The 13,140-nt window shown below is 58.7% G+C and carries 15 protein-coding genes and 1 pseudogene; 12 read left to right on the forward strand and 4 right to left on the reverse strand.

Going from position 1 to position 13,140, the window contains the following annotated elements; all coding sequences use genetic code 11:
* Positions 1-10: 10 nt before the first annotated feature.
* Positions 11-1,726, reverse strand: coding sequence for a proline--tRNA ligase (locus AC4LE2_RS05150; protein WP_491824586.1), 1,716 nt, complete (start codon positions 1,724-1,726; stop codon positions 11-13).
* Positions 1,727-1,843: 117 nt separating this feature from the next.
* A complete protein-coding gene (locus AC4LE2_RS05155) occupies positions 1,844-3,199 on the reverse strand; it encodes an OprD family porin (RefSeq protein WP_491824588.1) in 1,356 nt (451 codons plus the stop codon).
* 747 nt (positions 3,200-3,946) lie between these two features.
* Here AC4LE2_RS05155 and AC4LE2_RS05160 point away from each other — a divergent pair.
* Together AC4LE2_RS05160 and AC4LE2_RS05165 are read left to right on the forward strand one after the other, a co-directional pair.
* Positions 3,947-4,375 carry an HIT domain-containing protein gene (locus tag AC4LE2_RS05160; RefSeq protein WP_491824589.1) on the forward strand — a complete coding sequence of 143 codons (429 nt, stop codon included), beginning with the start codon at positions 3,947-3,949 and terminating at the stop codon, positions 4,373-4,375.
* The gene (locus AC4LE2_RS05165; protein WP_491824591.1) at positions 4,372-4,578 is read left to right on the forward strand and encodes a SlyX family protein; all 207 of its coding nucleotides are present in this window, start codon (positions 4,372-4,374) and stop codon (positions 4,576-4,578) included. Before AC4LE2_RS05160 ends, AC4LE2_RS05165 begins: the two co-directional genes overlap by 4 nt.
* A gap of 9 nt (positions 4,579-4,587) precedes the next feature.
* On the opposite strand, the gene AC4LE2_RS05170 is transcribed toward AC4LE2_RS05165, so the two are convergent.
* Together AC4LE2_RS05170 and AC4LE2_RS05175 are read right to left on the reverse strand one after the other, a co-directional pair.
* Positions 4,588-4,785 (reverse strand): cold-shock protein, encoded by a 198-nt coding sequence (locus tag AC4LE2_RS05170; RefSeq protein WP_491828051.1) that lies wholly within the window; start codon positions 4,783-4,785, stop codon positions 4,588-4,590.
* Between the two features lie 87 nt (positions 4,786-4,872).
* Positions 4,873-5,193: pseudogene (locus AC4LE2_RS05175) on the reverse strand (cold shock domain-containing protein membrane protein); the annotation flags it as partial.
* A 350-nt stretch (positions 5,194-5,543) separates the two neighbouring features.
* Here AC4LE2_RS05175 and AC4LE2_RS05180 point away from each other — a divergent pair.
* The 10 genes from AC4LE2_RS05180 to tolQ all read left to right on the forward strand — a co-directional run bounded on the left by AC4LE2_RS05180 (position 5,544) and on the right by tolQ (position 13,139).
* Positions 5,544-6,017: a Dps family protein gene (locus AC4LE2_RS05180; protein ID WP_491824593.1), complete on the forward strand. Its 474-nt coding sequence runs from the start codon at positions 5,544-5,546 to the stop codon at positions 6,015-6,017.
* A 182-nt stretch (positions 6,018-6,199) separates the two neighbouring features.
* Positions 6,200-6,556, forward strand: a complete 357-nt coding sequence (locus AC4LE2_RS05185; protein ID WP_491824595.1) for a ribbon-helix-helix domain-containing protein — start codon at positions 6,200-6,202, stop codon at positions 6,554-6,556.
* Between the two features lie 103 nt (positions 6,557-6,659).
* Positions 6,660-6,881, forward strand: coding sequence for an FmdB family zinc ribbon protein (locus AC4LE2_RS05190; protein ID WP_491824597.1), 222 nt, complete (start codon positions 6,660-6,662; stop codon positions 6,879-6,881).
* A gap of 83 nt (positions 6,882-6,964) precedes the next feature.
* Positions 6,965-8,740, forward strand: coding sequence for an aspartate--tRNA ligase (gene aspS / locus AC4LE2_RS05195; RefSeq protein WP_491824599.1), 1,776 nt, complete (start codon positions 6,965-6,967; stop codon positions 8,738-8,740).
* 87 nt (positions 8,741-8,827) lie between these two features.
* Positions 8,828-9,574 (forward strand): YebC/PmpR family DNA-binding transcriptional regulator, encoded by a 747-nt coding sequence (locus AC4LE2_RS05200; protein ID WP_491824600.1) that lies wholly within the window; start codon positions 8,828-8,830, stop codon positions 9,572-9,574.
* On the forward strand, positions 9,571-10,101 hold the full coding sequence (gene ruvC, locus AC4LE2_RS05205; RefSeq protein ID WP_491824601.1) for a crossover junction endodeoxyribonuclease RuvC: 531 nt from the start codon (positions 9,571-9,573) through the stop codon (positions 10,099-10,101). The genes AC4LE2_RS05200 and ruvC overlap by 4 nt, the downstream gene beginning before the upstream one ends.
* A gap of 97 nt (positions 10,102-10,198) precedes the next feature.
* Positions 10,199-10,810, forward strand: a complete 612-nt coding sequence (gene ruvA / locus AC4LE2_RS05210; protein ID WP_491824602.1) for a Holliday junction branch migration protein RuvA — start codon at positions 10,199-10,201, stop codon at positions 10,808-10,810.
* A 1-nt stretch (position 10,811) separates the two neighbouring features.
* Complete coding sequence (ruvB, locus tag AC4LE2_RS05215; RefSeq protein ID WP_491824604.1) at positions 10,812-11,849, forward strand: Holliday junction branch migration DNA helicase RuvB; 1,038 nt, start codon at positions 10,812-10,814, stop codon at positions 11,847-11,849.
* 140 nt (positions 11,850-11,989) lie between these two features.
* Complete coding sequence (gene ybgC, locus AC4LE2_RS05220; RefSeq protein WP_491824606.1) at positions 11,990-12,454, forward strand: tol-pal system-associated acyl-CoA thioesterase; 465 nt, start codon at positions 11,990-11,992, stop codon at positions 12,452-12,454.
* A complete protein-coding gene (tolQ, locus tag AC4LE2_RS05225) occupies positions 12,444-13,139 on the forward strand; it encodes a protein TolQ (RefSeq protein WP_491824608.1) in 696 nt (231 codons plus the stop codon). The genes ybgC and tolQ overlap by 11 nt, the downstream gene beginning before the upstream one ends.
* Position 13,140: the final 1 nt, after the last annotated feature.

Raw genomic sequence — 13,140 nt, forward strand, 5'->3', positions numbered from 1 at the left:
TACTCGATAATCAACGGCTCAGGCATGCCCGAATGAAGGGCAGCACCTCGGCGATCGCTAGGCGCTGTGCCTCGCTTTGCGTGCGATGCTTGTACTCCAGCTCACCTTCGGCCAGGGACCGGTCGCTGATCACGATGCGGTGAGGGATGCCGATCAGTTCCATATCGGCGAACTTATTGCCTGGGCTGGTCTTCTTGTCGCGGTCGTCCAGCAGTACGTCAAACCCAGCGTCGGTCAGCTCGCGGTAGAGCGCATCCGTAGCTTCACGCACCTGTTCGGTTTCGTAGCGCAGCGGTACCAAGGCCACCTGGAAGGGCGCCAGGGCGTCGCTCCAGATAATGCCGTTCTCGTCATGGCCTTGTTCGATGGCAGCAGCGACCACGCGCGACACACCAATGCCGTAGCAACCCATGGTCAGCGGTACCGGTTTGCCGTTCTCGCCCAGCACCTGGGCTTTGAGGGCTTCGCTGTACTTGGTGCCCAGCTGGAAGATGTGCCCCACTTCAATGCCGCGCTTGATTTCAAGGGTACCCTTGCCGTCAGGGCTCGGGTCGCCTTCTACTACGTTGCGCAGGTCAGCCACTTCAGGCAGCGGTAGGTCGCGTTCCCAGTTCACACCAAAGTAGTGCTTGTCGTCGATGTTTGCACCTACCGTGAAGTCGCTCATGAGGGCGACCGAGCGGTCAATCACACAGGGCAGGGCCAGGTTCAACGGGCCCAGGGAGCCTGCGCCCGCGCCGATGGCATCGCGTAGCTCAGCTTCGCTGGCCATGGTCAGCGGGCTGGCGACCAAGGGGTGGTTGGCTGCCTTGATTTCGTTGAGTTCGTGATCGCCACGCACCACCAGTGCAATCAGCTTGCCTTCTTCCGCTGCATGCACTACTAGAGTTTTGACGGTTTTTTCGATAGGCAGGTCAAAGCCTTCTACCAGCGCAGCGATGGTTTTAGCGTTGGGGGTATCGACCAGGCTCAGCGCTTGCGTAGCGGCTGGGCGGGTAGTTTCACGAGGCAGCGCTTCGGCTTTTTCAATATTGGCCGCGTAATCTGAGCCGTTACTGAACACGATGTCGTCTTCGCCACTAGAGGCCAGTACGTGGAACTCGTGAGAGCCTGCGCCGCCTATCGAGCCGTTGTCTGCTTCTACCGGGCGGAAATTAAGGCCCAGGCGGGAGAAGATGTTGCAGTACGCTTGGTGCATGCGATCGTAGGTGCGTTGCAGGGATGCTTGATCGGCATGGAAGGAGTAGGCGTCCTTCATGATGAATTCGCGACCGCGCATTACGCCAAAGCGTGGGCGAATCTCATCGCGGAATTTGGTTTGAATCTGGTACAGGTTCAGAGGCAGCTGTTTATAGCTGTTGAGTTCGTTGCGCGCGATGTCGGTGATGACCTCTTCGTGCGTAGGGCCTGCGCAGAACTCGCGGTTGTGGCGGTCTTTGAGGCGTAGCAGCTCGGGGCCGTACTGCTCCCAACGGCCCGACTCCTGCCACAGCTCGGCGGGCTGTATGCCAGGCATCAGTACTTCGAGGGCGCCTGCGGCGTTCATTTCTTCACGCACGATGGCCTCGACCTTGCGCATCACGCGCAAGCCCATCGGCAGCCAGGTGTAGAGGCCGGAGGCGAGCTTGCGAATCATCCCTGCGCGCAGCATCAGCTGATGGCTGATGACCACCGCATCGGACGGATTTTCTTTCAGTGTGGCGAGCAAGAATTGACTGGTGCGCATGGTAGGCCGTGTCGGTTGCTGAATTCGTGTGTAGCGGGTCATTGTACGGAGCAAGCAGCGCCAATGAAAAGCCCGGCGCTAGGCCGGGCTTCTGGAGCGTACCGAACCGCGAAGCGATTACAGGATCGAGATCGGGTAATCGACGATCAGGCGGAACTCGGTAGCATCGCCATCGGCTTGATCAGCGTTACCCCGGTGCCAGGCTTGGCGGATACGGAACGACAAATCCTTGGCTGGGCCGGTTTGGACCACGTACTTGGCTTCCAAGTTGGTTTCGTGGTGCTTGCCGTCATCCCCATAAAGGGTACCGGTGACATTGCCATCACGGTCACGCGTGACATAGGCGCCAGACAAGTCACCGCCGCTGCCATCAATGTCATAACCATAGGCGTAGCGAGTCATGAAGCTCAGGCCAGGTACGCCGTAGGTAGCCATATCCAGGTTGTACTGCAGCTTCCAGGACTTCTCGCCAGGGGCGTTGAAGTCAGAGTACTGAATCGAGTTGGCCAGGAAGATGGAGTCACCACCCTTGTTGTTGTCACCCACGCCGATGTAGTCGAAGGGGGTATCGCCATTCACCTTCTGGAAGGACAGGGTCAATGTCTGCCCAGGCATGAAGGCAAAGGCTGCCGACAGCGAGTAGGTGTTGTTGTCGATGTCGCCTGCGTTGGAGCTGCCTTCATCGGTAGTGCGGTAGTAGTTTGCATCGAAGGTAAGCGACTGGTCGTTGTTCAACGGCAGTACGTAGTTCACGTTACCGTAGTATTGGTCCCAGATGTCTTGCAGCTTAGAACCATAGACGCCAACGCTAAGCTGGTCGTTGATCGCATAACGACCACCCAGGTAGTCAGCACTTTTAGCGCTCACGCCAGCATAGTTAGCCCACAGCTCGCCGTCACGGTTGTTGCTGTTCTGGCTGGTGGCGGAATAGAAATGACCAGCTTCCAGATCCAAGCCTTCTAGTTCGCTGCTCATCAGCGTAAAGCCGCTGGCGGTTTGCGGCGCCAGACGGCTACCACCCACTGCAAATACAGGACTGGTAGTGGGCTGTTGATCACCCACTTTCAGCATCGTTTTCGAGATGCGGAACTTGGCGGCGGCACCCGCTTTGGCGAAGTTGCTATGGTTGTCGCCATCGGAATCAAGGGTCAGGTTTCCCGAACCTGCATACTTGTCTAGCCCCCACAAACGCAGGCCGCCGTAGGCAAAGGCATCAACACCCACCCCGATGGTGCCAGTTGTGAAACCGGAGCTGAACACGCCGTGCACGCCCTGAGTCCAGTCACGTTGATCCTGGCCAGCGTTGTGGCCACGGTTGAAGTAGTAGTTACGAAGCAGCACGTTGAAGGTGCTGTCTTCTACAAAGCCCTTGGCCTCAGCCTGGTCGCTGACAAAGGCCTCGGCCATGGTCAGCTGCGAGGTCGCCGCCGCGGTTACTGCCAGTGCGATTGCGCTCCACTTCATCACTTTCATCGTGACTTGCTCCTTTGGTTTTAAGAGTGCTGCCGGCCGTTTGGTTTTTATCTGGCCGACGCTTACTAAGTGTCTGGGGCAACCTACTTCACGCCCGCGATCCCGCGATACGGCCATCTGGAGCCCAGCGAAAAAACTCACCTGCGTGTCGCTTTCAGTTATGTACGTGCCGTACTCGCCACGCCTCAGGATATGAAGACGCCTAGGCTGGCCCGACAGGCCCCCCGCCTCGTAAGCAGCTTGCTTATTGAGTAGCAACAACTGTGCACAAACCTACCAGCGACTCACAAAATTTTCACTTTTTTAAAAAAAGCGCAAGAAACCACCCCATTTATAAGGTCTAAGCGCCTGTTTCGTGTGGCGTGACAGTAGCAGTGCCTTAGGATGGTGCCCAGTGAAGTTTGAGTAAAGTGTTACCTTTCTGATGTTACCCCTTGATGAACAAGGGTAACGTGCACCGATAGTAGCCCCCATGTTCCGAAATGGTGCGAAAAGTAGCACTGGTGCTTTCAGAGGCTAGCCTAACCTGATCGCTTCGCAATGTAGGCAGTGTGCCACCCATGTCTGCTCCTTTAAAACGCTGGCGCCAGGCCCTCTGATGGTTGTGCACGGCAGGTTTTGAATCTGCTCTGCCACAAAGAAGTGCAACGGGGAAGGGTCAGCCAGCGGCTGCGGTGATCGACTTGTACGCAGCTATCGGTATGCTAGGTCGGCACCCCCTTGGTGCGCTCATTAGGAGGCCATCCCTTGTTCGAACTCGATTCTCGCCTGCACGCCGATACCTGGGTGTTGGGTGACTTTCCGCTCTGCCAGTTGCTGCTTAGCCGCGACGCGAACTACCCCTGGCTGATTCTGGTACCTCGCCGCCCACGGATCACTGAAGTATTTGAATTGAGCGAAGCCGATCAGGCGCAGTTAGCGGTAGAAACCACAGCCCTTGCCTGCCATATGAAGCAGTTGCTGGGCGCGGACAAAATGAACGTTGCCGCGCTGGGTAACGTCGTGGCTCAGTTACATGTTCACGTTATTGCGCGCTTTTCCACCGATGCGGCATGGCCTGCGCCGGTGTGGGGAAAGGTACCCCCTGTGATCTACGAAGAGGCGCAGTTGCAACGGTTCACGCAACAGCTCAAGGCCCGGCTTGAGGGCGTTATGACCTGGACGGCTAGCCTGTGAACGTTGAAGACCGCGTGACAGAGCTGGAAACACGGCTGGCGTTTCAAGACGACACCATTCACGCCTTGAATGACGTGGTGGTGGAGCAGCAGCGGCAGTTGGAGCGCTTAGGGGCGCAGATGGGCCAATTGATCGAGCGCTATCGCGAACTCTCTGGGCAGTATGGGGAAGAGGGCGACGAGGCGCCGCCCCCCCATTACTGATGTATCCGGTTAGCGGCCTGGCGCCGCTGCAACCACATCTTCGGCCTGTAGGCCTTTGTCCCTGTTCATGACGGAGAACTCCACACGCTGGCCTTCGACCAACACACGATGGCCCTCGCCCCGAATGGCCCGGAAGTGCACGAAGATGTCTTCACCTGAGTCCCGGGAAATAAACCCGAAGCCTTTAGAGGTGTTGAACCACTTCACAGTGCCGGTATCCCGATTGGCAGGGTTGAAGCTTGCCGGGGCAGGCGCAGCCGGATGCCGCCGCGGGCGGCTGGCGAACAACTGCAGCACGGCCGCGGCGAGCATCGACAACAACCCCAGCCAGACGGCAGGCTCACCTGCAACCAAGGGCAGAGGTGCATACAGCACCAGGGCTTGTAACACCGCTGCAAGCACCAGCAGGGCGCTGGCAAAGCCTTGCAGGGTTTGCCGTGGGTTGTGCTTCCATTGCGCAATCACAGGGGCGAACAACAAGTTGCCCAGCCCGATGAAGGCCAGGTGGAAGGCATCGCTTTGTGAAAGGTAAGGCAGGGTTTCCGGCAGAACGCCGGGCAGGGCGGCTAGTAACAGCGCGCCCGCGCCTGTCAGGAGGTGAACGGTTTTTAACATAGGTATGACTCACATTGTCAAAGGATCATGAAGCGCTGATCCCTCGCAGGACACGTACGGTATTGAACAAAAGACGGCTGGAGGGACATGGCCTATGCGCCTGCGCGCCAAGCCTGCGTGACAACCGCATGGAACAAGATAAAAAGCGGTGACTCGAAGGAAGTTGGCAACGCGCCGGTGGCACGCGGGCTATTTAACAGGAAATAGCCCCTTGGACTCAATGCATCCGTACCGGTTGACCGTCGCGTAGGCAACCACGTCCGGCATTCACTACATGGCGTGCGACGGTTCGTCTGTCTTGGTAGAGTGGCCAGCGCAGCTTTGAAACATTCATAGACAAGGGGAACCCCATGGCAATTGATATTGGCATCAGTGAAGAAGACCGCAAGTCCATCGTTGATGGCTTGTCACGGTTGCTCGCGGACACCTATGTGCTGTACCTGCAAACCCATAACTTCCACTGGAACGTCAGTGGCCCGATGTTCCGCACCCTGCACCTGATGTTCGAGGAGCAGTACAACGAATTGGCATTGGCTGTGGATTTCATCGCCGAGCGTATCCGAGCATTGGGCTTCCCGGCACCGGGCACCTACGCCACCTACGCGCGGTTGTCTTCCATCAAGGTCGAAGAAGGTGTGCCGCACGCCGAAGACATGATCCGCCAGTTGGTGGATGGTCAGGAAGCCGTAGTTCGCACGGCGCGCAGCCTGTTCCCACTGCTGGACAAAGTCAGTGACGAACCGACGGCAGACTTGTTGACCCAACGTATGCAGACCCACGAAAAAACTGCGTGGATGCTTCGTTCGATGCTCGAAAGCCAGTAATCGCGACTGCCACCCGGCGGCTTCCAGCGCCGGGTGGCTGTTGTGCCTTCATCTAATAGCGCATTTTCCTACCTCAGCCATCTCTCCGCTGCCTTCTCCTATACCCCCATGCAAGGTTTTGATTAAGCCTGCTTGGCGCGTTACCACGCGTCGCTTAAACCAGGGAAGGTGATGGCATGCTTATGAGTTGTTCCCCCTCGGGCCGCAGCTGCGGCGCGGCCAAATGGTTGCTCGACCCCTTCGAGCAGGATTTCGACATGGCACTGGCACGCCCTGTCGCGCGGTCGGTAAGGCTTAACGGCTTTGCGACCTGCTTGCGTTTAGAGCGCGTGTACTGGGATATCCTGCAGCGTCTGGCCGACCTTAACCAATGTACGGTCAATCAGCTGTTGTCCTACCTGGACCGGGAGGTCCACCTGCGGCATGGGGGCGTGAAAAACTTCAGTGGGTTGGTCAGAGTGGTTTGCGTTGCATATCTGTTGAATAACACGGCCTGTGTCGGAGACGGCACTGCGTTGGCCAACGCTGCGGTACGATAAACGCACCTGCAGGCGCTTGCAGCCTGGCGCGGTTAACCAGATATAATTCCGGGCTTACGTCAACCCGCGCCTTGCGCGTCACGTTTAGCCGAGCACCTGTCCAATGCCCCTGTATAATTACCAATGCGAGCGCTGTGGCCACCAACTGGAAGTTATCCAGAAATTCAGTGATGCCCCTTTGACCGATTGCCCGACCTGCGCAGCCCCTGAGTTGCGCAAGGTAGTGTCGCGAGCTGGCTTCCGCCTGAGCGGTACTGGCTGGTACGAAACCGATTTCAAGACAGGCGCCAAGAAAAACCTCGCTGGCGCCGATAAGGCCGACTGAGTTGAACCCCCTCGCCGGGTGCTGCACACTGCCGGTGATGCAGGCCCGCCCGAACACGACTGACTATAAGTGAAACGACCATCATGATGCGCAGCCACTATTGCGGCCAACTGAACGAGAGCCTGGACGGCCAGGAAATCACCCTTTGCGGCTGGGTTCACCGCCGTCGCGACCATGGCGGGGTGATCTTCCTCGACATCCGCGATCGCGAAGGCATGGCCCAAGTGGTCTTCGACCCGGATCGCGCCGAGTCTTTCTCTGCCGCCGACCGTGTGCGCAGCGAATACGTGGTGCGTGTCCGGGGTAAGGTTCGCCTGCGTCCTGCCGGCGCGGTGAATCCAAACATGGCGTCAGGCGCCATCGAAGTGCTCGGTTATGAACTTGAAGTGCTGAACGAGTCCGAAACTCCGCCGTTTCCGCTCAATGAGTACTCCGATGTGGGCGAAGAAACCCGCCTGCGCTATCGGTACATCGACCTGCGTCGCCCCGAGATGGCAGAGAAGCTTCGACTGCGGTCACGCATTACCAGCAGCGTAAGGCGTTTCCTGGACGAAAATGGCTTCCTGGACGTCGAAACGCCAATCCTTACCCGTGCTACGCCTGAAGGCGCGCGGGACTATCTGGTCCCCAGCCGTACCCATGCCGGCAGCTTCTTTGCATTGCCGCAATCGCCCCAGCAGTTCAAGCAATTGCTGATGGTGGCGGGCTTCGACCGGTACTACCAGATTGCCAAGTGCTTCCGTGACGAAGACTTGCGCGCAGATCGCCAGCCTGAGTTTACCCAGATCGACATCGAGACCAGCTTCCTGGACGAGAGCGAGATCATGGGGCTGACCGAAGGCATGATCCGCCAGTTGTTCAAAGAAGTGCTCGATGTAGAGTTTGGCGAATTCCCCCATATGACCTTCGAAGAAGCCATGCGTCGCTATGGTTCCGACAAGCCGGACCTGCGCATTCCGCTTGAGCTGGTAGACGTCGCCGATCAGTTGCAGGCGGTGGAATTCAAAGTGTTCAGCGGGCCCGCCAATAACCCCAAATGCCGCGTGGCCGCCCTGCGGGTCCCTAACGGGGCGGGCATGCCGCGTAGCAAAATCGACGAGTACACCAAGTTCGTCAGCATCTATGGCGCCAAAGGCCTTGCGTATATCAAGGTCAACGAACGCGCCAAGGGTGTAGATGGGCTGCAGTCGCCTATCGTTAAGAACATTCCGGAAGCCAACCTCAATGTGATCCTCGACCGCGTTGGCGCGGTGGATGGCGACATCGTGTTCTTTGGCGCAGACAAAGCCAAGATCGTCAGCGAGGCCTTGGGCGCGCTGCGTATCCGTCTGGGTAACGACCTGGAGTTGCATACCTGCGAATGGGCCCCTATGTGGGTCATCGATTTCCCGATGTTCGAAGAAAACGACGACGGCAGTGTCAGTGCAGTGCACCACCCCTTCACCGCGCCAAAGTGCAGCCCCGCCGAGTTGGAAGCCAACCCGAATGGCGCCTTGTCTCGGGCGTACGACATGGTGCTCAACGGTACGGAACTGGGCGGTGGGTCTATCCGTATACACCGCAAGGAAATGCAACAAGCAGTGTTCCGCCTTCTGGGGATTGACGCGGCGGAGCAGGAAGAGAAATTCGGCTTCCTTCTGGATGCCCTCAAGTTCGGCGCGCCGCCCCATGGTGGCCTGGCCTTTGGCCTGGACCGTCTGGTCATGCTGATGACCGGCGCCCAGTCGATCCGTGAAGTGATTGCATTCCCTAAAACCCAGAGCGCTGCCGACGTGATGACCCAGGCTCCTGGCGCGGTAGACGCCAAGGCCCTGCGCGAACTGCATATTCGCCTGCGCGAGCAGCCTAAGGCCGAATAAGGCACGCGTTATCGGTACGTGTTACCCGGGCCCCCGCTGCGTTCGCGCACGGGGGCCGTTTGTCATTAAATGTTTTTGGAGGCGGTAATGGCCGGTCATTCCAAGTGGGCGAACATCAAGCACCGCAAAGAACGTCAGGATGCCAAAAGAGGCAAGATCTTCACCAAGTGGATTCGTGAACTCACGGTCGCCGCCAAGCAAGGCGGTGGTGACCCAGGGGCCAACCCGCGCTTGCGTCTGGCACTGGATAAAGCGCTTGGCGCCAACATGAGCCGTGACATCATCGACCGTGCCATTGCCCGTGGGGCAGGGTCCACCGAAGGTGAGAACGTCGAAGAGCTGAGCTATGAAGGCTATGGCCCTGGCGGTGTTGCGGTCATGGTGGAAGCCATGACAGACAACCGCAACCGAACGGCGGCTGCAGTCCGTCATGCCTTCAGCAAGTGCGGTGGCAACCTGGGCACTGACGGTTCCGTAGCGTACCTGTTCGAGCGCAAAGGCCAGCTCAGCTTCGCGCCGGGAATAGACGAAGACGCCCTGACTGAGGCAGCCATCGAAGCCGAAGCTGACGATGTAGTAGGCCATGACGACGGCTCGGTGGACGTGTATACCTCCTTTGCCAGCTTCTACGGCGTGCGTAACGCACTGGAAGCGAGAGGGTTCAAGGCGGCGGAGGCCGAGATCATCATGGCGCCCACCACTCAGGCTGACCTTGACCAGGAGGGCGCGGAAAAAGTGCTCAAGCTCATCGACATGCTGGAGGACCTGGACGACGTGCAAAACGTGTATTCCAACGCCTCGATCTCTGACGACATCATGGAACAACTCGGTTGACCCTTATTCTTGGAATCGACCCCGGATCGCGCATCACAGGCTATGGGGTAGTGCTGGACCGTGGCCTGGGGCGAGGGTGCGACTACGTTGCTTCCGGGTGCATCCGTACGGGCAGCGGTGAGTTGCATGACCGCTTGCAGGTAGTGTTTCGCAGTGTGCGTGAAGTCATTAAAACCCATGGCCCGGTCACCATGGGTATCGAACGGGTGTTCATGGCACGTAACGCCGACTCGGCACTCAAGTTGGGCCAGGCGAGGGGCGCTGCGATCGTGGCGGCGGCCGAAGAAGGGCTCGAAATAGCCGAATATTCGGCTACTCAGGTCAAGCAGGCAATCACCGGCACGGGTGGGGCGAGCAAAGAGCAGGTCCAATTGATGGTCATGCACTTGCTCAAACTCACCACCAAGCCTCAGATAGACGCCTCGGATGCCTTGGCAATCGCCCTGTGTCACGCCCATACGCGGTCAAGCCTGGTGCCTCATGGCCTAAGTGCTGCGAGAAGCCGCGGTGGTCGGCTGCGGCTCTAGGCGCAGCATCTCCTAAAACTTTTTCATTTGCCGATCCCCGCCATGCTGCGATCATGCACGCTGGCTGGTGAACAGCCCGTTATTTCAGGAATTCAACGTGATCGGACGCTTGCGCGGCACCCTGGCGGAAAAACAACCGCCGCACATCATTCTGGATGTCAACGGCCTTGGCTACGAGCTGGAGGTGCCGATGACAACCCTGTATCGCCTCCCCCCGGTCGGGCAGGTACTTACACTCCATACCCACCTGGTGGTTCGCGAAGATGCGCAGTTGCTGTATGGCTTCTATGAGCGGCGCGAGCGCGAGCTGTTTCGGGAGCTGATCCGCCTCAATGGCGTAGGGCCCAAACTGGCACTGGCCTTGATGTCCAGCCTCGAAGTCGACGAACTTATCCGTTGCGTGCAGGCCCAGGACACCAGCGCGCTGGTCAAGGTGCCAGGGGTTGGCAAGAAGACTGCCGAGCGCCTGCTGGTCGAGCTCAAGGACCGCTTCAAGGCCTGGCAAACCGTGCCGGCGATGTTCGAACTGGTGCCCGACGACGGCGTGCAGCCTCGGATGGCAGTCGCCACGGCTGAAACCGATGCAGTCAGCGCACTGGTGTCTCTGGGCTATAAGCCTCAGGAAGCCAGCAAGGCGGTATCGGCTGTCAATGAGAAGGGGCTCTCCAGCGAAGACCTGATCCGCCGTGCGCTCAAAGGGATGAACTGAGTTGATTGAAGCCGATCGTTTGATCTCTGCCTCCGGGCGAGACCGGGAAGAGCAACAGGACCGCGCCATTCGACCGTTACAGCTGGCCGAGTACATTGGGCAGCCCGTAGTGCGCGAGCAAATGGAGCTGTTTATCCAGGCCGCCCGTGGGCGCGCCGAATCGCTGGACCACACCCTGATTTTCGGCCCGCCAGGCCTGGGTAAAACCACCTTGGCCAATATCATCGCGCAAGAGATGGGTGTGTCTATCAAAAGCACGTCGGGCCCTGTACTGGAACGCCCCGGCGACCTTGCAGCAATGCTGACCAACCTTGAGCCTCATGATGTCTTGTTCATCGATGAAATTCACCGGTTGTCGCCCATCGTGGAGGAGGTACTTTATCCCGCTATGGAAGACTTTCAGCTCGACATCATGATCGGTGAAGGGCCGGCGGCACGCTCCATCAAGCTGGACCTCCCGCCTTTTACCCTAATTGGGGCTACCACTCGCGCAGGCATGCTCACCAACCCCCTGCGCGACCGTTTCGGAATCGTCCAGCGGCTTGAGTTCTACAACAATGCAGATTTGGCCACTATCGTCAGCCGGTCTGCGGGCATTCTGGGCCTGAGCATCGACCCAGAGGGCGCTTTCGAGATTGCTCGACGAGCGCGTGGAACGCCGCGCATCGCTAACCGTTTGCTGCGCCGGGTGCGTGACTATGCCCAAGTGCGTGGCAAGGGTGATATCACCAAACCGGTAGCGGACCTGGCGCTGAACATGCTGGACGTAGATGAGCGGGGCCTGGATCACCAGGATCGCCGTCTGCTGCTTACCATGATCGAGAAGTTCGACGGTGGCCCGGTAGGCGTCGATAACCTCGCGGCGGCCATCAGCGAAGAGCGCCACACCATAGAAGACGTACTCGAACCCTACCTCATCCAGCAGGGCTACATCATGCGTACCCCGCGGGGGAGGGTGGTCACTCGCCACGCCTACCTTCATTTCGGCTTGAACCGCCCAGAGCTCAACGAGCCTGGCTATCCGGGCGAAACCGCATGATTAAGTGTCAGCCAGGTGATCGAATCGCAAATTCCATGGTCCTAGGGGCTGATGTGACGCTTGAGCGGCGTCAGGCCTCCAAGTCATTGAAAAAACAATTGGGTGGCTGGATTGGCAACCTACGGAGTTCGCACTAGAGTATGCGCGCGCAAACCGGGCCAGCGCCGTTCGTTTATCGTTGTCGCGTGTACTACGAAGACACCGATGCCGGCGGCATCGTCTACTACGTCAATTACCTCAAGTTCATGGAGCGGGCACGCACGGAGCGCCTGCGGGAGCTGGGCTATGTCCAATCAGTGTTATCAGCCGAAAACCTGCTGTTCGTGGTGCATACCAGCGAGGCGCGTTACCACGCGCCGGCGCGGTTGGATGACGAGCTGCTGGTTAGTGCTGAGGTAGGGGAGCTGAACCGCGCTAGCCTGCGCTTCGTACATCAAGTAAGACGTGCATCAGATCATCAGTTGCTGTGCGAAGGCCGGTGTCTGGTGGCCTGCGTGCGAGCCGATAATTTCAAGCCCCGGGCCATTCCACCTGCTTTTCAGGTGGCTTTCGCCGACGATACCCCGGGTACACCTAAAAAGCAGGAGAAGCCGCGTGGAAGCTAACGCCGTCGACCATACCTCCATGTGGAGTTTGGTCAGTAATGCCAGCATTGTGGTGCAACTGGTCATGCTGATCCTGGTGGCCGCTTCGGTCACCTCCTGGGTCATCATCTTTCAGCGCAGCAACCTGATCCGCGCCGGGCGTCGAGCCCTCGATGCCTTCGAAGAGCGTTTCTGGTCGGGTATCGACCTCTCCAAGCTGTACCGCCAGGCTGGCAGCAATCCAGACCCTGACTCGGGGGTGGAGCAAATATTCCGCGCAGGCTTCAAGGAATTCTCCAGGCTTCGCCAACAGCCCGGGGTAGACCCGGATGCCGTGATGGAAGGCGTAGGCCGTGCCATGCGCGTAGCGATCTCCCGTGAAGAAGAAAAGCTCGAACAAACCCTGCCGTTCCTGGCTACTGTCGGCTCTACCAGCCCCTATATCGGCTTGTTTGGTACCGTGTGGGGGATCATGAACTCCTTCCGGGGCCTGGCAGCAGTTCAACAGGCTACCCTCGCCACCGTGGCACCGGGGATCGCCGAGGCACTGATTGCTACAGCGATCGGCCTGTTTGCGGCCATCCCGGCGGTGATCGCCTACAACCGATTTGCTGCCCGCAGCGAAACCCTGATCAGCCGCTACTACACCTTCGCCGACGAGTTCCAGGCGATCCTGCACCGTAAAGTGCATACCAGCGAAGAGTAAG

The sequence above is a fragment of the Pseudomonas sp. 9.3L genome (assembly GCF_058536285.1).

What these genes read in the sequence shown, in the direction of transcription:
- AC4LE2_RS05150 (WP_491824586.1), bottom strand. Translation starts at nt 1,726, where the DNA reads ATGCGCACCAGTCAATTCTTGCTCGCCACACTGAAAGAAAATCCGTCC.
- AC4LE2_RS05155 (WP_491824588.1), bottom strand. Translation starts at nt 3,199, where the DNA reads ATGAAAGTGATGAAGTGGAGCGCAATCGCACTGGCAGTAACCGCGGCG.
- AC4LE2_RS05180 (WP_491824593.1), top strand. Translation starts at nt 5,544, where the DNA reads ATGGCAATTGATATTGGCATCAGTGAAGAAGACCGCAAGTCCATCGTT.
- AC4LE2_RS05185 (WP_491824595.1), top strand. Translation starts at nt 6,200, where the DNA reads ATGAGTTGTTCCCCCTCGGGCCGCAGCTGCGGCGCGGCCAAATGGTTG.
- aspS (WP_491824599.1), top strand. Translation starts at nt 6,965, where the DNA reads ATGATGCGCAGCCACTATTGCGGCCAACTGAACGAGAGCCTGGACGGC.
- ybgC (WP_491824606.1), top strand. Translation starts at nt 11,990, where the DNA reads ATGCGCGCGCAAACCGGGCCAGCGCCGTTCGTTTATCGTTGTCGCGTG.
- AC4LE2_RS05200 (WP_491824600.1), top strand. Translation starts at nt 8,828, where the DNA reads ATGGCCGGTCATTCCAAGTGGGCGAACATCAAGCACCGCAAAGAACGT.
- AC4LE2_RS05190 (WP_491824597.1), top strand. Translation starts at nt 6,660, where the DNA reads ATGCCCCTGTATAATTACCAATGCGAGCGCTGTGGCCACCAACTGGAA.